This window comes from Acetivibrio mesophilus (assembly GCF_004102745.1).
Classification (GTDB): Bacteria; Bacillota; Clostridia; order Acetivibrionales; family Acetivibrionaceae; genus Hungateiclostridium; species Hungateiclostridium mesophilum.
Map to the genome: position 1 here is coordinate 1 of NZ_RLII01000025.1, position 19,862 is coordinate 19,862.

The window sequence follows — 19,862 nt, forward strand, 5'->3', positions numbered from 1 at the left end:
CGCTTACGCTCGCCCTTGACATCATCCAACAGAGTGCATAGATGTAAATATTATACAAAACCAAAGAAGGGAGAATCTAACTTAAAAAAGCTGCAAAAATTGTCTTGACAATGGGGAGCATTATAAAATATACAGTTCATCAAGGATAAAGTTTCAATCCTTGTTTTACTGGAAGTCCTACTTCAACTATGATAAGTATAGGGAAATTTTATTTCTCTCCCCCTAATGTTTCAATCCTTGTTTTACTGGAAGTCCTACTTCAACCACAAAGAAAGGAGGATAAATAAGATGACAAATGAGTGTTTCAATCCTTGTTTTACTGGAAGTCCTACTTCAACCAAAGCACTGCATTAGCATTAATGAGCTGCGAAAAGTTTCAATCCTTGTTTTACTGGAAGTCCTACTTCAACAGTAATCGTTACAAATATGATTTTCACAAAATACTAGTTTCAATCCTTGTTTTACTGGAAGTCCTACTTCAACAGGTTTCCAAGGCAACTATGAGCCCTTCGACCCTAACGTGTTTCAATCCTTGTTTTACTGGAAGTCCTACTTCAACTATAGTCTTAGTTTCTGAAATTTGGGAGTCAGCTTTGTTTCAATCCTTGTTTTACTGGAAGTCCTACTTCAACTATTTTTTTCATGTCATTTTCGATTTCAAAGGTGTGTTTCAATCCTTGTTTTACTGGAAGTCCTACTTCAACGTTCTATAATGTTGAGTGTAATATAAATTATTATGGTGTTTCAATCCTTGTTTTACTGGAAGTCCTACTTCAACCTGATTGGCCTACTGGTTATTCTTCTTCTGTTCCATGTTTCAATCCTTGTTTTACTGGAAGTCCTACTTCAACTGAACCAAAAAGGAGATGATGCGTATGGCAAAATCGTTTCAATCCTTGTTTTACTGGAAGTCCTACTTCAACCATACATCAATGAACGTGTTTACAATATTTGCAATCTGTTGTTTCAATCCTTGTTTTACTGGAAGTCCTACTTCAACAAGGAAAGGGAAAAGCTTGAGAAGAGCCTGGAAGAGTTTCAATCCTTGTTTTACTGGAAGTCCTACTTCAACCGGGATGATACGGTATGAGCAGCAATTACCAACAAAAGTTTCAATCCTTGTTTTACTGGAAGTCCTACTTCAACAGTAATATTTGGGGCTTAATTGCCCCAAATCAATATTTTGTTTCAATCCTTGTTTTACTGGAAGTCCTACTTCAACAAATTACTTCTATAATAGAGAATGTCATTTACACAGGGTTTCAATCCTTGTTTTACTGGAAGTCCTACTTCAACCATATATTATTTGGAGGGCAAAAATAATTATTATAGAGTTTCAATCCTTGTTTTACTGGAAGTCCTACTTCAACAACTCACCTCCTATTGATTGCTTTACATCATTACTAGTTTCAATCCTTGTTTTACTGGAAGTCCTACTTCAACTCTCTTAAGAGAAAGTCGCTGTTTAATGAATAGTGAGGTTTCAATCCTTGTTTTACTGGAAGTCCTACTTCAACAATAAAATATACTACAACCCCACTAACAACAAGTATCAGGTTTCAATCCTTGTTTTACTGGAAGTCCTACTTCAACTCGATATCTTCGAAAAACACAACGAAACGACGAGCCTGTTTCAATCCTTGTTTTACTGGAAGTCCTACTTCAACTACCAGAAAAACAGAGTTGTTAGGACACTTGACGGTAGTTTCAATCCTTGTTTTACTGGAAGTCCTACTTCAACAATTTAAGGAGGATCTCATTATGAATTTTAATGATTATTGTTTCAATCCTTGTTTTACTGGAAGTCCTACTTCAACCGAAAAAAGATTCATTGATGGGAGGTGTGAGTAATGAGTTTCAATCCTTGTTTTACTGGAAGTCCTACTTCAACAAGGAGGTTTTGAAATGGTAACATTAAAACAGGCAGTTTCAATCCTTGTTTTACTGGAAGTCCTACTTCAACAAATAGATATAAAAATATGCCTATGGTACTTGACTTGTTTCAATCCTTGTTTTACTGGAAGTCCTACTTCAACCAAAAACGTTAAGAGAAAATTTTGATTTTAACATTAAGGTGTTTCAATCCTTGTTTTACTGGAAGTCCTACTTCAACATTATTATTAATGTCAGATGATAACAAACTATATTGTTTCAATCCTTGTTTTACTGGAAGTCCTACTTCAACACTATATTTAATTCTTAGAAGTGTGTTACATGAAGGGGTTTCAATCCTTGTTTTACTGGAAGTCCTACTTCAACGTTTTGCTCTTAGTTTGTTGTCTTCATCCCAGCGTATGTTTCAATCCTTGTTTTACTGGAAGTCCTACTTCAACTGGGATTCACACATGTAACAGAAAAACAGGGTTCTTTGTTTCAATCCTTGTTTTACTGGAAGTCCTACTTCAACAACTTCTGTCAAATTAAATACTGGCATTTCATCAGGTTTCAATCCTTGTTTTACTGGAAGTCCTACTTCAACTGACCCCTCGCGTGCGAAAAAATGTCCCCGAAAAATTTCGTTTCAATCCTTGTTTTACTGGAAGTCCTACTTCAACAAAAACTCCGTGCTACACTTCAAAACATTTTACAAACGTTTCAATCCTTGTTTTACTGGAAGTCCTACTTCAACTTGACTTCCTACGCTGGCTATCGCTTCAGCTAAATTATGTTTCAATCCTTGTTTTACTGGAAGTCCTACTTCAACGTATAACAGGATTGACATTAAAACCTATTATGCTTAAGTTTCAATCCTTGTTTTACTGGAAGTCCTACTTCAACATAGGCTTCTGCGACTATCATTTTCATGGAGTCCCGTTTCAATCCTTGTTTTACTGGAAGTCCTACTTCAACATATAACCGTAATAAGTAAAATCAACCATAGTACAAGTTTCAATCCTTGTTTTACTGGAAGTCCTACTTCAACTGAGATCAACACAAACAAAAAAGCAACAGAATATTATGTTTCAATCCTTGTTTTACTGGAAGTCCTACTTCAACAGGAATTTATTTATAATATAGGCACGATTGACACAAGTTTCAATCCTTGTTTTACTGGAAGTCCTACTTCAACCCAATATTGATAATACTAGGAGGATCTTATGGAACGGTGTTTCAATCCTTGTTTTACTGGAAGTCCTACTTCAACGCTTTCCCCCCGAACCCCCCAGGGCCCGAGGACAAAGTTTCAATCCTTGTTTTACTGGAAGTCCTACTTCAACTTGCTTAGTTTGCTATGACAGTGTTGAAGTTGAATGTTGTTTCAATCCTTGTTTTACTGGAAGTCCTACTTCAACGAACTCCAACAGCGATAGAGTGCAAAGCTTTGAGCCGTTTCAATCCTTGTTTTACTGGAAGTCCTACTTCAACAATTTAAGCCAGATGCAGAATAATTACCAGAAGATTCGTTTCAATCCTTGTTTTACTGGAAGTCCTACTTCAACTATTTTAAATTATTTTTTGTTTTTTTTCAATTTTTATGTTTCAATCCTTGTTTTACTGGAAGTCCTACTTCAACGGAGGGCAGATGTTCTATTAAGGTATCACTAATAATAGTTTCAATCCTTGTTTTACTGGAAGTCCTACTTCAACGTTGACAAGGGTTGGAATTCCGTCTTCTCCTGCATCGGTGTTTCAATCCTTGTTTTACTGGAAGTCCTACTTCAACTGAGCCTATCAGCCCTATTTCATACCAAAATATTAGTTTCAATCCTTGTTTTACTGGAAGTCCTACTTCAACTATAAGTCCGTACCCGTAAGTATATTCGTAGTCATGTTTCAATCCTTGTTTTACTGGAAGTCCTACTTCAACCTCCTATTGTATATCCTGCCTTTCTTACTATCTGTTGTTTCAATCCTTGTTTTACTGGAAGTCCTACTTCAACAAAATGCCTTTCCCCATAATCCATTTGTTTCTGCATGTTTCAATCCTTGTTTTACTGGAAGTCCTACTTCAACTATTAATGACATTCTAGAAAAACACAGGCTATGGCGTTTCAATCCTTGTTTTACTGGAAGTCCTACTTCAACTAAGAAAGTGTTGCCTTCGGCTAAAATAGTGGTTGAGTTTCAATCCTTGTTTTACTGGAAGTCCTACTTCAACAAGAATATGAGAAGCAAAATGGCGAAATCGGAACAATCGGTTTCAATCCTTGTTTTACTGGAAGTCCTACTTCAACGGTGAAGAATGGGACTACAAAAAATGTTTGGGAGTTAAAGTTTCAATCCTTGTTTTACTGGAAGTCCTACTTCAACTAATATACACAAATTCAGTAAGGGGGTTATTAAATGTGTTTCAATCCTTGTTTTACTGGAAGTCCTACTTCAACCTGAGCCTTTTTGTGTAGTCTTGATCTATGGTGAAAAGTTTCAATCCTTGTTTTACTGGAAGTCCTACTTCAACCAATCTAAAGAATTTATGAACTTCTCGGAAGGTTGGGGTTTCAATCCTTGTTTTACTGGAAGTCCTACTTCAACCAAAAAACAATATTCTTGGGAAGAAATAAAAACAAATGGTTTCAATCCTTGTTTTACTGGAAGTCCTACTTCAACTTTGAGAGATGTTGCGGGAAAGAGATTTTACGTTGTGTTTCAATCCTTGTTTTACTGGAAGTCCTACTTCAACCAATAACTACAGCGCCTATTGAAAATGCCTTTCCATAGTTTCAATCCTTGTTTTACTGGAAGTCCTACTTCAACTATGCTTTGTTTTGTGGTTTAGATAAGCATGACAATCAGTTTCAATCCTTGTTTTACTGGAAGTCCTACTTCAACAACTTTTGGTTTTGTGTATACTGAGCTTACAGATAAGTTTCAATCCTTGTTTTACTGGAAGTCCTACTTCAACCGGGGCAAAGGTCTGTTGATTTGTCTGTTTCTTTATCGTTTCAATCCTTGTTTTACTGGAAGTCCTACTTCAACAATAAACTCAGATAAGTTAGAAAAACCCATTAATTTAGTTTCAATCCTTGTTTTACTGGAAGTCCTACTTCAACAGCATTCGAAGCCATATCCCGCAACTTTCAAGCCTTACGAGCATTTTTTGACGAGACTTTTTTGCTCACTTCCCATCAAAAAATGCCCCTTTTTCATCAAAAATCACACATTTTTGAGTTACCAACATAGGCATACAACCCAGTATTCCCAACGTCTTCAAGCCTATCAACTCAAATTTCTCAATAATTTTTCATCCACATTTTACCACTAATAACTCAAACTACAACTAAAATATATCATAAATTAACCATTCTTTCAACACACTAACCTGCAATTTGCGATTCTATTACCTTGACAGCCTGTTTTAAAGCCTCGTCAATCTTAGATACGTCCTTTCCTCCTGCCTGTGCCATGTCCGGACGTCCGCCGCCACCGCCTCCGGCAACCTTGGCAGCTTCTTTAATTATATTCCCTGCATGAACGCCCTTTGCTACAACATCCTTCGTTGCCATTACCACAAGGCTAACCTTGTCTCCAAAGCCAGTTCCGAGAACTACTACTCCGGAGCCCATTTTATTTCGTATGGTATCTCCTGTATTTCTCAGCGCCTCCATATCAAACTGGTCAAAGCGGGCAGTAACAACCTTTACCCCCTTAATTTCTACAGCACCTGCCAAAACATCATCCAATGAACCGCTTACAAGCTTGCTCCTTAGCTGTTCAATCTCCTTCTGGGCTGCTTTAATCTCATTCAACAACAACTCTATCCTTTTGATGCTGTCGGAAGGATTGGTCTTAAGCACCTGAGCCACATCATTCAAGAGCTTTTCCTCTTCGTCAAAGTGCTTTAATACTGCCTCTCCTGTAAGGGCTTCAATTCTTCTTACCCCGGATGCCACACCGCTTTCGCTGACTATCTTAATGAATCCGGCTTGGGAAGTCATCTCAAGATGAGTCCCACCGCATAGTTCCGTACTATAATCCCCAATTTTTACAACCCTTACAACATCACCGTATTTTTCACCAAACAATGCTGTAGCGCCCATTTTTCTAGCTTCATCAATGGACATTTCCCTAATATCCACTGCAAGGCTTTCCAGTATTTTCTCATTTACCAGAGCCTCAACACTCTTTATCTCCTCCGGTGTCATTGCTGAAAAATGAGTGAAGTCAAATCTCAATCTGTCAGGCTCTACCAAAGAACCGGCCTGATTTACGTGGGAGCCCAATACACTTTTCAATGCTTTATGGAGAAGATGGGTTGTGGTATGGTTCCTTGCTATTGCCATCCTTCTCTTCTTGTCAATTGCAGCTTTGACCTCCATATCCTTTCTAAGAGTTCCCTCTTCAATCTCACCGATGTGGAGGAATTTGCCGTCATTGGTCTTCTTGCAGTCCACAACCTTTACCCGAACCCCTTGGGCTTCAATAAAGCCGTGGTCTCCAACCTGTCCTCCGCTTTCCGCATAGAAAGAAGTTCTGTCAAGTATGATTGTCACACTGTCGCCTTTTTGGGCTTCATCAACAATTTGGTCTCCTTTTATTATATATATCACCTTGGCTGATGCCTCATTTGCCGTATATCCCAAGAATTCAGTTTTAATGCTCTTGTCAAGTTTTGAATAAATGTTGTCACCCCAAGCGGAACCCTGCTTGCTGTGATAATCCTCCCTGGCAAGGTTCTGATGCTCCTTCATTTTTCCCCTGAAGCCTTCTTCATCTACTCCAAGGCCGTTTTCCTCGGCTATCTCCCTGGTAAGATCCACCGGGAAGCCGTAGGTGCCATGAAGCTCAAAAGCCATTTCGCCGGTTATTACCTTTTCATTATTCTTCTTGGTTTCCTCAATATATTTGTTCAGGATCACAAGCCCCTGATCTATAGTCTCCTCAAACTTTTCTTCCTCTATCCTTATAACCTTCTTTATGTTTTCCGCTCTTTCGGCAAGCTCCGGATATGCACCTTTAGACTCCTCAATTACCAGTGATGCCACATCCGATAAGAAAGGCTTATCCAATCCTAATAGCTTTCCATGTCTTGCTGCCCTTCTCAAGAGCCTTCTCAATACATAGCCTCTGCCCTCGTTGGAAGGTATTACTCCATCTGATATCATCATGGTAGTACTTCTGATGTGGTCGGTTATTACCCTTATGGATATATCCGTTTTCTCTGCGCTACCATACTCAACACCTGTCAACTGGCATATATAATCCAACACCCTTCTTATGGTATCCACCTCAAAAAGGTTGTTTACATCCTGCATTACACACGCAAGTCTTTCCAAGCCCATTCCCGTATCAATGTTCGGGTTTTTGAGCCTTGAATAACTGCCGTCCTCACCCTTGTTGAACTGCGTAAATACCAGGTTCCAAACCTCGATGAACCGATCGCAATCACAACCCACCTTGCAATCGGGGCTACCGCAGCCCTTGTCCTCGCCCCTGTCGAAATAGATTTCCGAGCAGGGACCGCATGGACCTGTTCCATGCTCCCAGAAGTTGTCCTCCTTGCCCATTCTTACAATTCTTTCAGGGGCAAGTCCAACTTCTTTATTCCATATTTCAAAGGCCTCATCATCTTCTTCATATATGGATACCCATAACCTTTCCACAGGAATCTTAAGGTCTTCTGTGAAGAATTCCCATGCCCATGGAATAACCTCCTTTTTAAAGTAGTCACCAAAAGAGAAATTCCCCAGCATCTCAAAAAAGGTTCCGTGTCTTGCCGTCTTCCCCACATTCTCAATGTCCGGTGTTCTAATACATTTCTGGCATGTAGTCACCCTACTTCTAGGAGGCTCTTCCTGCCCTGTAAAATAAGGCTTTAAAGGTGCCATTCCCGAATTTATCAACAAAAGACTGGGGTCATTTTGAGGAACCAATGAATAACTTGGAAGCCTCAAGTGTCCCTTGCGTTCAAAAAAGCTTAAAAATCTTTCTCTTAGCTCATTTAATCCTAATTTCTCCATACGCATTCTTCCTCTCTCGGTTATACTCTACTTCAGCTGTCCAACTTCAGTTGATCTATTTCAACTGCTCTTATCCAGCCGTTCAATATACAAAAACTCTCCTCCTAATCCTATAGGTGCGAGAGCATCATTTTCGACAACAAAGTTCGTCCTTTGCTTACTCTGAATAGTAAAATTATATATAAGTATTCTACTGGTGTCAAGAACCTATAATCCCATTCATCACCTATACTATAGCCTCTACAAACCTCTTTAATATTACCTTTAAAACCGCGGTCACAGGAACAGCCACCAGCATTCCTATTATACCGAAAAATTCGCCTCCGACCAAAACCGCCAGAATTGTTGTAACGGGGTGAAGCCCAATCCTTCCTTCTATGATCTTCGGCGAAATAAAGGCGTTGTCTATCTGTTGTATAATCAGGAAGGCAAGCACCGTCCATACAGCTTTCATCGGCGAATCTATAAGAGCTACGGCCACCGAAGGTATTGCGCCTATAAAGGGTCCGAAGTAGGGTATTATGTTTGAAATGCCCCCCATAAGCCCCAGAATCGGTGAGTATTTTACTCCTATAATTGTAAGGGCTATGGTCTCCATGACACCTATAATAAAAGCTGTCAGGAGCTGGCCCTGTATAAAGCATGACAGTATGTCATTTATCTCTCGGCTTGCGCCGATAATTTCTTTTCTCCACCTTCGCGGTACTAAGGAAAGAGCTCCCTTTTTGAAGAATTCGGCGTCCTTCATAATGTAGTATGCAATAATCATTGCCAGTATGATGTTTGATATACCCGTTACCGACTTTAAAAAACCCATGAGGGATTTTCTCAGCGCGTCCATCAGCATGTTTTCCGCTATATTTACTCCGTTGTTTATCTCATTGTAAATAGCATTTTTTACTTCTTCCGACCAGTCGCTGGTATCTATCGTTTTTAATATATTATTGAAATTTTCCCCATACTCCGTGGTTATTTCGGGAATGGTGTTTATAAACTCTCGGGTGCTGTTCACAAAGATTGGTGCAATGAATACTACCGCTGTTGTCAGCACAATTCCAAAGGCAAGGTAGATAAGAATTATGCTTCTTGTTCTAGGAATATTTTTTGACTCAAGCTTTAAAACTATGGGGCGAAGTATATATGCAATGACAGCGCCCATCACCAACGGAAAAATTATCTTTTCTATTTTATCTGTGTATGTCAGCCCAAAATAAGTAATTAATATGCCCAAAAGAAACAGTATAATGTAAGTAAATATTTTTCTTGTTGAAACCATTTGCCAATCCTCTGTTTCCTTGCATGCTAAAAGGTAAGCATGCTCCAAATATATGTTTCCTTTTTTTTAAAACCGCATTATGTAGTTAAAGACTGGATTTAGTTCCAGTCTTTACAAGGATTTTGAGAGTATTTATCGAAATAATTCCACCATATCGCTTATTAAAGTCCCGGATTTTTTCACTAAATCCATTCCTTTTCTTCTCATTTTTCTTCTGGTTCTATTGCTCATCATTGAATCGGAATTCATAGCCATCCCCACTGATGCACCGAGTATTCCTCCAATAATCAATCCCCGGGTAAAGTTGTTTCTCATATATTGTCACCCCTTTCTCTGTACCTTCTTATTTCCTTCAATTATATTTTTAATTCCTCCCCCGGTTTCCATCATTTCCTCAACCGCTTCACTGTCCACCAGGATATTCTCTTCTCCAAACTCAACTTTTCCAATCAACGGAAGTACATTTCTTCCTTTTACAATGTCTTGCAGTAATCCGTCAGAAATCTCAATACCATCTATTTTGCCATGTTTTAAGTCAAATAATACATCCTTGGCTATTCCCAAGTCTTCACCGGTTTTTGTGTATATCGGAAGTCCCAGGATATCCCCTTTGTCCTTAAACTCCGGTCTATTCTGAACCTTTCTAAGCTCCTTGACATCATCCGCATCATTAACGATAAGTGCATCCTTGCCAAGGCTCAAGACATCCGAGGCAAAAACCACTCTTTTTCTCATATTGTAGCCCTTTGGCTCAACCAAAAAGGCCACCACACTTTTCTCCTTCGGACAAAAAACTATATCCTTTATTATTCCGAGCTTTTTGCCATCGGCTGCACATATTACCGGCAGCCCCAGCACCTCACTATATCTATTCAAAGAATCATCTCTCCGTTTACCAAACTCACATATTAATACATTTCAAACTCTAGAATATTAGTAACTGCTTATTTTTCTCACTATTTATTATTTCAATATTTACTCAAAAAATACGCTGCATTCAATTTGACTTAAATTACATATTCATATAAAATTAATCGTTGTAGAATTGGTAAAAAGAAAAGATTAGAATTTTCCTTTTTTACATTTAATTGATTTTTACGAGGTAGGTGCAAAAATGATTGAGCAAATGGCATACAATAAAGAAATTGGAGTTCGTATTCCTTCAATTTTATTACCCAAAGAAGGCATAGATATGGAAAAGTGGTCGGTGGTAGCCTGCGACCAATATACATCCGAGCCGGAATACTGGCAGGAGGTAGAGAAGAAAGTAGGAGATAATCCTTCCACTCTATATCTGACTTTTCCTGAAATTTATCTTGAAGATGGAAATGAAGCCGAGAGAATAAAACGCATAAATAATGAAATGAGAAGGTACATAAATGAAGGTATTCTTGTTTCTCAAAAGCCGTGCATGCTGCTGGTAGACAGAAGCACATCCCATACCCAATCCCGAAAAGGGCTTATTATTTCTGTGGATCTTGAAAAATACGACTACACCGTAGGCTCCCAGACCCTTATCAGGGCAACAGAGGGTACGGTAATCGAAAGACTCCCTCCAAGGGTCAAAATCAGGGAAAATGCCACTTTAGAGCTCCCTCATGTAATGATTTTAATTGACGACCCAAACAAGACCGTTGTCGAGCCTTTGGCAAATAAGCTTGATTCCTTTGAAAAGGTCTATGATTTTGAGCTAATGATGAACGGAGGACATATCAAGGGCTACAGGATTGATGACGAAAACACCTTGGATGGCATATTAAAAGCCATTGAAGCCCTGGCCGACCCTGAAGTATTCCGCGCCAAATACAATGTCGGTGACGATAAGGGAGTACTTTTGTTTGCAGTAGGTGACGGCAATCATTCCCTCGCATCGGCAAAGGCTCACTGGGAAAATGTCAAAAAGGGTCTCGGCGAGGCTGAGATTGAAAATCATCCTGCAAGATTTGCTCTAGTTGAGATTGTAAATGTGCATGATGACGGTATTGTCTTTGAACCTATTCACAGGGTTCTGTTCAATATTGATTCAAAATCCATTTTAAATTCTATGCAAGACTTCTACGGAAGTTCCTGCTGCTCCTTCGAAAAATTCGATTCTTTAGAATCGGTGAACACTAGACTTAGGGAGCTAAAGAAGGAAGAATCCGTTCACTCCTTTGGGTTTGTCACCGAAGAGGGTTTTGGAGTATTTACCGTACAGACTCCAAAGCACAACCTTGAGGTTGCCACTCTTCAAGATTTTCTCGATTACATTGTCAAAAACAATAAGGAATCCAAAGTGGACTATATACACGGTGAAGATGTTGTAACCCGCCTAGGTTCAAAGCCTGGCAATATGGGCTTCTATCTTCCCTCTATGGAAAAACATGACCTGTTTAAGACGGTTATTTTAGATGGTGTTCTACCAAGGAAGACCTTTTCCATGGGAGAAGCAGAGGAAAAAAGATTTTACTTGGAGTGCAGAAAAATTGTGAAGGATTAGTTCTATTAAACTTAAAAAACCAGGAGCCTTAGATAACGACTCCTGGTTTTCTTTAATATTAGTAGCCATAATAACCGTAGTTATATCCGGGATAACCACCGTAGAATCCCGGGAAACCAAATGGCCGCCTTCTATTCAGGAGCTCTCTTATCAAAAGGGTACCCACCAAAGCTCTTAGCAGTCTTCTTCCACCGAAGCCCAACTGTCTATCCGCCTCTTCTTTCATTTCTTCGCATAATGCAGCTTCAACATCGGATTCAACTTCATCACATATTTTGTCACACATCTTATCAAGCTGCTCTTTTGTGGGGCAATATGAACAGCCATAGTTCATGTCCATCATATCGCAATAATGCTGTACTCTCGGATACACTATATAATATGTTCTTGGGTACATATCTTCAAGCTGCTGCTCGGGCATTGCTGCCATTGGACAGTACTGCTGCGGATAAGCCATGGCATTCATCATATTAGGCATATGCTGCATATGATACATACATTCATTTCCGTACATGACTTCAAAACCTCCCTGGGATAAATAATGTATTCACTCTATTTTATGCATAAAATTCCATACTGCTACTTTTTCATTGTTTTTATGTTAAGAAATTCATAAAACATTCCATCTGTTTACTTTGAAATTAATTTTTATCTTTCATCTATAATATTAACTCTAATAAAAAAATCGATGTTGTGAAGAATAATGTTGGAGGTGGTTTATGATGAACAAAAATTTTGCTAAAGCAGCATCTTTATCGTTGGGACTTACCCTCGCATCATTACCGCTGGTTGGCTGTAACATGGGCGGCGGAACCGGCCAAGGCAATCAACCGGGAGCAACTGACAGGCAAAACACACAGCAGTTAAGTACTCCGGATGGCAATGCCAACAGATTCTTGAACATGGATTTGAACCCAACGGACAATAACGGTGCAAATAACGGTATAAATAATGATCTTTTTGGAAGAGATAATGGTGCTGACAACAACGGTCTTTTAGGCGGAAATAATATGGGATCACCCGCTTCCGATCCAAACCGGAATAATACACCAGCGCCCCAAGGCAATGCTGCTGATATGAGGCTAAAAAGCGCGAACATAACCAGTCAGCTTGCGGCAACACCTGAAATCGGTCAGGCAAATGTTCTGGTAGTCGGCGACAGCTGTCTTGTGGCTTACAGTCCCCAGCAGGCACAAGGTGATGCCAATGCCAGAAAGAATATGGTAATAAATAAGGTAAAAGAGATTGACCCTTCAATAACCAATGTAATAGTTAGTGAGTCCAGTGATATAATGAACAAAATAACCCAGATTACCAACGATATGGCGAATAATAAGCCTATGGATCAAATAAACAACGAAATCATGCAGCTAATGAATCAAGCAGCACCTGCTTCAAAATAATAAAATAATACTCGTCCCTTATTAGTTTAATCTATGTCCGGAGTAAAAGTCAAAAGCCCTTTACTCCGGGCTTTATTTATTTCGTAGAATTTGCAAATCTTTTAGCTATGTCCCTGTAAAAGGTTAGATAACATCCCGCTGTAGTTTTTTGCGCCAGCGGAAGGGTAAATTTGGTAATAACATGGAATCTTTTTGAAACATCCTTAATATCTTTGAGTCTTGAGTAAATTTTTATTGCATTTCTTGCATTGCAAGTAATATACTCTTCTATATTGGAAAGATAATAACCTCCCCTGTCAACTGTATACCTAGGAGTGTTGAGATATGTCCTTTTAATGTAGTTTTCATACTGTCTATGATTATCAAGAAGTCTGATATTGGCATGATGAGGTATTGTCATATCCTGCACAAGGTGTATTGCCGCTCCAAGATAGAACATAGCTAGATTTGGCTCTGCATCATACCAGTATTTCAGTGCATTCTCATAATACGATACTGCAAGGGTAAGGGCGTTATTATTGCCATACAATCCTTTTTTTCTGTAGGGATTGTAAAAATGGTTGGCACTTTTCAAATCCTGATCCGCCCATGTCACCCCCTGATTCAAATCATCAATATAATCGCTAAACAGGCAGTGGGCATCAATGTATTTATCATTCTTCAGTATTTCCAGCGCCTGGATATTTATATATTTGTGAACTACGCACTCGGTTTTGATTACCGCTTTCTTAAATGGGTTTATGGCAAAAAGAAAGTATTTAAATGCTCTGCCATAAGTTCTCTCCAACCTGCCCGCCATATCGCTGCTCCTATAAATAAAAAATATAGACAGCATTTATTATGCTCTGATATGCTATTTTTTATTTATGCAGCCTAGCATTTATAGTTTTATGTATTTATCCATCAACTCTTCTATGCTGGCCCCAAAATCCCCCTGAATATCAGTGAGCTGGGCATTTCCTTTGACGGCAGTCATTCCCGGCACTGACGGTATGTACACCGAAACAGCTTCATCATTTATGCACACCGTATCCACCTCTAAGGCCATATGGAAGTTATATCTGTTAAGTGCCACTGTAAGCTTTCCGGACAAGTCCAATCCATATCTTGCAAAGAGTTTTTCCAGTTGCTCTGACACATACTCGGCCTTTATATTGGATACAGCATCCTGGGCCAATACCATTACTACTTCATCCGAGGTCTCAAGCAGGGCAATATTCCTATCGTTCAGTTCGCTGGACATATCCAGTATTACAATATCATACAATCTTATCGACCTAAAGGCATCTATGAGTGCTTTTATTTCCCGGGAATCCGTTTCCTTTAGATCAATTATATCCTCTGGCGGAACAAAATAGTGAACATTGCAATCAGGGTCAATCTGCCTTATTTCTTTAATCTTTGTGCCAAGGTTTTCTCCTTGCTTAAGGCATCGCAGTAATTCGGAAAGGTTTCTATCACTTTTGCAATTGAAGAAAAGCGGAGTGGATTGAAAAGTCTCAAGGTTAAGATAAAATACTTTTAGCCCTTTTTTTGCGCAGTATACCGCAGAATTGATCGCTATAGTGGTTTTTCCCGTCCCTCCTATCGGAGAATATATCGCAACCACCTTTGTTTCTATGTCTCGAGCCGGTTCTTCTAAAATGACGGCATCCTCTTCACCCTCGGAAAACATATCAAGTAATTTATTTATAAACTCGTCCCCTACTTGGTGTTTATCAATGAAGTCTCTTCCCTCATCTTTTACAGAAGTCTCTCCCTGGGTCAGCAAAAACATCTTTGTATCACTCTTCTTTGGCATTGTCTCACTACACATATCCGGACTTATCAACAACACATCAACCCTATTTAATCCAGAGAGAAAATCATATAATAATTCCTGTTTTGTGAAGGAACTCACCTGAAGCCTCTGCAAATAGTTAGTCAATAAGTAGTTAACCACATTTTGAACATAAACTTCATCGGTGTCGGCAATAACCAAATTAAGTCTTCTCATAATATCCTCCAATAGTCCAAATTAATAGTTCGTACATATTTATATTATATTTTTATATTAAAATAATGTCAATTTTTTAATACATGCGGGATTTTTTTATTGATTCCCTATATCAGCTTTATACCTGCCGGAGCCTCTCGGCAAGCTTGGTATTTCTGTCCGCACTTTTGGAATTTCTTATACAATAGCCTAAAGCCTTTTTGGAGCCTATAAGGACAAAGGCCTTTTTAGCTCTTGTAACACATGTATATAAAAGATTTCTCTGAAGCATCATGTAATGCTGCATTGTAAACGGTGCCACCACAAAGCCATACTCGCTTCCCTGACTTTTATGTACTGTGACTGCGTATGCCAAAGTTACTTCATCTAGCTCCGTCACATCATATTCGACCTCAACATCATCAAACTTTATACATACTGTTTTTTCTTCATGGTCAATAGCCGTTATTCTTCCCATATCTCCGTTAAACACGTTTTTATCATAATTGTTCTTAATCTGCATTACCCTGTCATTTACTTTGTAATTGGTACCGCCGTATTTTATTGAAACATTGCATGAATTTAGAGTTTCCTGAAGCACTGTATTAAGATTCTGCGCTCCTACCACGCCCTTTTGCATAGGGCACAAGACCTGAATATCATTTAAAGGATTCACCTTATAGTATCCCGGAAGCCGTTTTGAGCAAAGCTGTCGGACAAGCTCCACAATCTTCTCCGGATTCTCCTCTTCAATGAAAAAAAAGTCACTGTTTTTGCCACCTTTTAAGATAGGATATTCCCCATGGTTTATTTTATGGGCATTGGTTACAATTGCGCTTCCCTGAGCCTGTCGGAATATCCTGGTAAGCCTTACCACAGTCACTGTTTCCGATTCTATTACGTCTTTCAATACATTTCCTGCGCCTACGGAAGGGAGCTGGTCTACGTCACCCACCAACACCACCACTGTATTATTTGAAACTGCTTTCAGGAGATTGTACATTAGGATAATGTCAATCATTGAGGTCTCATCAATGATTAGAACATCACATTCCAAGGGATTGTCCTCATTCTTCTTATATCCGTCCTGAGGACTGTATTCCAGCAAACGGTGTATGGTCTTTGCCTCCATACCGGTAGCTTCTGACATTCGCTTTGCCGCCCTTCCGGTGGGAGCAGCAAGGAGGACGGCAGCACCCAACCTTTGAAATGCCTTTATTATTGCCAAAGTCGTTGTAGTCTTGCCGGTTCCCGGCCCTCCCGTAAGAACCATAAACTTTGATACAACCGCATTCTTGATGGCTTCAATCTGCACTTCGTCGTATTGGATATTGCATTCCCTCTGGAGATTCTCTATTACATCCTCGGAATTGTAAAAGCTGTATGCGCTTTTAGTCTCGGTTATTTCCCGTATCCTTCTGGCAACCCCCACCTCACTGTAATAAAAAGGAGGAAGGTAAACAGCATCCTCCCCTTCTATCATTATGGATTTTTCCTCCAGCATGCATTTTACAGTAGTCTCTGCCTTCTCTAAATCCACCTCAAGAAGCTCCGAAGCCTTTTTTATTAGTTCATCTTTTAGGGCAAAACAATGCCCGTCATTGGCAAATTCGTTTAATGCATACATTACACCGGATCTTATACGTGCATAAGATTCCTTGTCGTACCCCATATTTTGAGCTATTTTATCCGCAGTCTTAAAACCGATTCCCCAGATATCGTCCGCCAGTCTGTATGGATTGTCCTTTACAATATTTATGCTGTCACTTCCATATGTTTTAAATATTTTTACAGCAAAAGCCGTAGAAACACCATGGGATTGCAAAAAAAGCATGACATTTTTTATTTCCTTTTGATTCTGCCATGCCTCTTTTATCATTTCCACCCTTTTAATTCCTATTCCCGGGACCTCTATGAGTCTGTCGGGCTCCTCATCAATGACCCTTATGGTGTCCTCCTTAAATGCTTTTACGATTCTTTTCGCATTAACCGGCCCGATTCCTTTAATAAGCCCGCTTCCCAGATATTTCTCAATACCGGCAACAGTGGCAGGGATCGTCTCTTTATAATGGTGCACATTGAACTGTTTGCCGAATTTGGAGTCATATTTCCACTCCCCCTGAAGACTTACCACAGCTCCAACATTTACCGACGCTATATTCCCCACTACTGTTACCAGGTCTGAAAAGCCCTTTGACTTTATCTTTACAACAGAAAAGCCATTCTCTTCATTAATAAAAGTTATTCTTTCTACGACTCCGCTCAAGTAATCCATAATACTCAATCCATCCTGCTAATATATGGTAAATCATAGCTATTCGATTCCCAATTGGTCACGAAGGTTCAGAATATACTCAAAGCATTGAGAAGTATCTCCAATGATTTCATCATACTTTTTTCTCATGGAGTAATTGGTATTGGAATCACCAAATAGAAGATAGTTTTTCTCAGCTTGTGACGGATCCTTATGTTCAAAGTATTTTATTTGAAAATCATAGAAGCCTTCCTGAGGACATTTTACAGCATATACCCTCACCCAATGAAGCTCAATATATTTTTGCTGCTTTAAAAAATCCACCATTGCATCATAGAGCCTTACACCGGCATTTTCACTGATGGAAGGTGTATCTTGTTTTATGACAGTGTTTTGTTCTATAGCTGTATCTTCAATAGCCGTATCTTCTATAGCTGTATCTTCTTCTATTTTGGTATCTTGTTTCACCTCAAGATTTTGAGTCCTAAGCAATCCTTCTATTATCTCTTTTTGCCTTGTCAGCTCCATCCACAACAATCCATAATGCTTCGACAGCTCGTTGAACGCATCATCCGACAGTCGTCCGGCTGCTTTGAGGTATTTATCCAGAGAGTCTATCATTATTTCAAGCAACTCGATATCACTATTATGAAGCACTATATTTTCACCCTTTATCTCAAAATTATTTAATAACTACATTAAATAAAAAATCATATAATAAATAATATCAGATTTTCTCGTTAATAACAAATACCAGCTATTAGAAATCCTAAATTTTCATTTGATGAAAAATCCGAAATAAAATAGGAGTCCCGAATGCTCTTTTTTATCAAGCAACAAGACTCCTTGTTTTACCTATAAGACACATCAAAAATTAATCTTCTATAGCATCCGTTGTCCCAAGTCTATTGTGTAATTATAACTGTCCTTGTATTGCCATCCCAATCAACTTTTGCACCAAAGCTTTCTGCAACTGCACGGGCTGGAACCAGAGTTCTTCCGTTAACAATTTGCGGAGGAACATCCAATACAATTTTCTCTCCGTTTTTTGTCATTGTCTTGTTGCCTATTACCATAACAACAGTGGTATCTCCTTTTTTTGCTGTAACTGTCTTTGTCTTGTCATCCCATTCAACGGTAGCTTCCATGGCTTCAAATATTGCACGGAGGGGCACAAGTGTACGACCGTCCTGTATAATTGGAGGTTGGTCAAACCTGATTCTTTTGCCATCCAATAGAACTTTAATCTTTGGAGCACCACCTACAGTATTTACTGTGAGGTTGTAGTCAGAAGCGCTATGCCAGTATCCTCCGTATACAACTTTGATATAATATGTACCCTTTCCAACGTTTATCTCCTTTGACTTTCCAACTGTATCAGTGCCTCTGGATTCCAGTTGATCAAGATTGTTGCCATTTGCGTCATACATAGACACTTTCCAATGAACTCCAGAACTTTCAAGGTTTCCGTGATTGAATCCTAAATATACTTTTCCGGAATCAGGCATTACAAATTTATAATAGTCAACGTCTGAATTAGTTCTCAAATTACCTATAACCGGTTCGTCTACCTCTATTAATGTTGCACCATCCATGTTGTTGTTCGGTTCTATTTCATATTCACCCTGGTTTTCTGTATAGTTTACACAAAGAGTATAATCAGCACTACTATACCAGTAAGAATCCCTACTTACAACTCGAATATAATATGTACCCTTATCAAGGTAAGCATTCATGGATCTACCTTCTGTGTTGGTTCCTGTTGATTCAAAATACAATACTATATTTTCAGCACTGTCAAACATTGTAACTTGCCAATGTACACTTGAACTTTCCAAATTCTTATGATTGAAACTCAAATTTACTTTGCCGGGTTCTGATATTGTAAATTGGTAAAAGTCTATATCATCGCTTACTCTAAGATTACCAGTAACGGGCTTATCGACCGAAATTTCTGTTGCCAAATCTCTGTTTCTATTCGGTTCAATTTCATATTCACCCTGATTTTCTGTATGGTTTACGCAAAGAGTATAATCAGCGCTACTATACCAGTAAGAATCCCTACTTACAACTCGAACATAATATGTACCCTTATTAAGGTAAGCATTCATGGACTTGCCTTCTGTGTTGGTTCCTGTTGATTCAAAATACAGTACTATATTTTCAGCACTATCAAACATTGTAACTTGCCAGTATACACTCGAGCTTTCCAAATTCTTATGATTGAAGCTTAAGTTTACTTTACCCGGTGCCGGCAGTTCCACTTTATAATAATTTATAGTTTTATAGTTCGGCAAATTATCGGTTACCGGACTATTGACTGATATTTCCTCTGCCTCATCGTCCATTGCTGCAAATGTAGTTACAGCGCCAAGACTCACAACCAACATCATTAGTACTGCTAAAATCATTGTCGATACTCTTTTCAACATCCTTACCATCCCCTTCTGTAAATATTAACACATATATAGACATACATAGTAATAATATATTTGACCTAAATTAATGTCAACAATAATTTTGGAAACCCATTTTTAATAATATAAATTGATATATTTTATTTTCGTTTGCATTTAT

The 19,862-nt window shown here is 38.8% G+C and carries 12 protein-coding genes and 1 CRISPR repeat array; of the genes, 2 read left to right on the forward strand and 10 right to left on the reverse strand.

Features of this window, described 5'->3' with window-relative positions; translation table 11 throughout:
• The first annotated feature begins 150 nt into the window (after window positions 1–150).
• A CRISPR array of direct repeats spans window positions 151–4,991; the repeat unit is 37 nt; unit sequence GTTTCAATCCTTGTTTTACTGGAAGTCCTACTTCAAC.
• 264 nt (window positions 4,992–5,255) lie between these two features.
• The 4 genes from alaS to EFD62_RS14055 form a co-directional block, all read right to left on the reverse strand.
• Window positions 5,256–7,898: an alanine--tRNA ligase gene (gene alaS, locus EFD62_RS14040; RefSeq protein ID WP_128706314.1), complete on the reverse strand. Its 2,643-nt coding sequence runs from the start codon at window positions 7,896–7,898 to the stop codon at window positions 5,256–5,258.
• 226 nt (window positions 7,899–8,124) lie between these two features.
• Window positions 8,125–9,174 carry an AI-2E family transporter gene (locus tag EFD62_RS14045; RefSeq protein ID WP_069196218.1) on the reverse strand — a complete coding sequence of 350 codons (1,050 nt, stop codon included), beginning with the start codon at window positions 9,172–9,174 and terminating at the stop codon, window positions 8,125–8,127.
• 132 nt (window positions 9,175–9,306) lie between these two features.
• Window positions 9,307–9,489 carry a YtxH domain-containing protein gene (locus EFD62_RS14050; protein ID WP_069193121.1) on the reverse strand — a complete coding sequence of 61 codons (183 nt, stop codon included), beginning with the start codon at window positions 9,487–9,489 and terminating at the stop codon, window positions 9,307–9,309.
• A 6-nt stretch (window positions 9,490–9,495) separates the two neighbouring features.
• On the reverse strand, window positions 9,496–10,050 hold the full coding sequence (locus tag EFD62_RS14055) for a PRC-barrel domain-containing protein (protein WP_128706315.1): 555 nt from the start codon (window positions 10,048–10,050) through the stop codon (window positions 9,496–9,498).
• A gap of 238 nt (window positions 10,051–10,288) precedes the next feature.
• On the opposite strand from EFD62_RS14055, the gene EFD62_RS14060 reads away from it, so the two are divergent.
• Window positions 10,289–11,653: a DUF1015 domain-containing protein gene (locus tag EFD62_RS14060; RefSeq protein ID WP_128706316.1), complete on the forward strand. Its 1,365-nt coding sequence runs from the start codon at window positions 10,289–10,291 to the stop codon at window positions 11,651–11,653.
• A gap of 58 nt (window positions 11,654–11,711) precedes the next feature.
• On the opposite strand, the gene EFD62_RS14065 is transcribed toward EFD62_RS14060, so the two are convergent.
• Complete coding sequence (locus EFD62_RS14065; RefSeq protein WP_069193118.1) at window positions 11,712–12,167, reverse strand: hypothetical protein; 456 nt, start codon at window positions 12,165–12,167, stop codon at window positions 11,712–11,714.
• Window positions 12,168–12,372: 205 nt separating this feature from the next.
• On the opposite strand from EFD62_RS14065, the gene EFD62_RS14070 reads away from it, so the two are divergent.
• Window positions 12,373–13,056, forward strand: coding sequence for a YhcN/YlaJ family sporulation lipoprotein (locus EFD62_RS14070; protein ID WP_235832659.1), 684 nt, complete (start codon window positions 12,373–12,375; stop codon window positions 13,054–13,056).
• Window positions 13,057–13,132: 76 nt separating this feature from the next.
• Here the strand turns inward: EFD62_RS14070 and EFD62_RS14075 are convergent, their stop codons facing one another.
• The 5 genes from EFD62_RS14075 to EFD62_RS14095 all read right to left on the reverse strand — a co-directional run bounded on the left by EFD62_RS14075 (window position 13,133) and on the right by EFD62_RS14095 (window position 19,717).
• The gene (locus tag EFD62_RS14075; protein ID WP_069193117.1) at window positions 13,133–13,855 is read right to left on the reverse strand and encodes a zinc dependent phospholipase C family protein; all 723 of its coding nucleotides are present in this window, start codon (window positions 13,853–13,855) and stop codon (window positions 13,133–13,135) included.
• A gap of 81 nt (window positions 13,856–13,936) precedes the next feature.
• A complete protein-coding gene (locus tag EFD62_RS14080; protein ID WP_069193116.1) occupies window positions 13,937–15,052 on the reverse strand; it encodes an AAA family ATPase in 1,116 nt (371 codons plus the stop codon).
• Between the two features lie 118 nt (window positions 15,053–15,170).
• On the reverse strand, window positions 15,171–17,306 hold the full coding sequence (gene recD2, locus EFD62_RS14085) for an SF1B family DNA helicase RecD2 (protein ID WP_069193115.1): 2,136 nt from the start codon (window positions 17,304–17,306) through the stop codon (window positions 15,171–15,173).
• Window positions 17,307–17,345: 39 nt separating this feature from the next.
• Window positions 17,346–17,942, reverse strand: a complete 597-nt coding sequence (locus EFD62_RS14090) for a hypothetical protein (protein ID WP_235832660.1) — start codon at window positions 17,940–17,942, stop codon at window positions 17,346–17,348.
• A gap of 248 nt (window positions 17,943–18,190) precedes the next feature.
• Entirely contained in the window at window positions 18,191–19,717 is a 1,527-nt protein-coding gene (locus tag EFD62_RS14095) for a stalk domain-containing protein (RefSeq protein WP_235832661.1), read from the reverse strand.
• Window positions 19,718–19,862 lie beyond the last annotated feature (145 nt).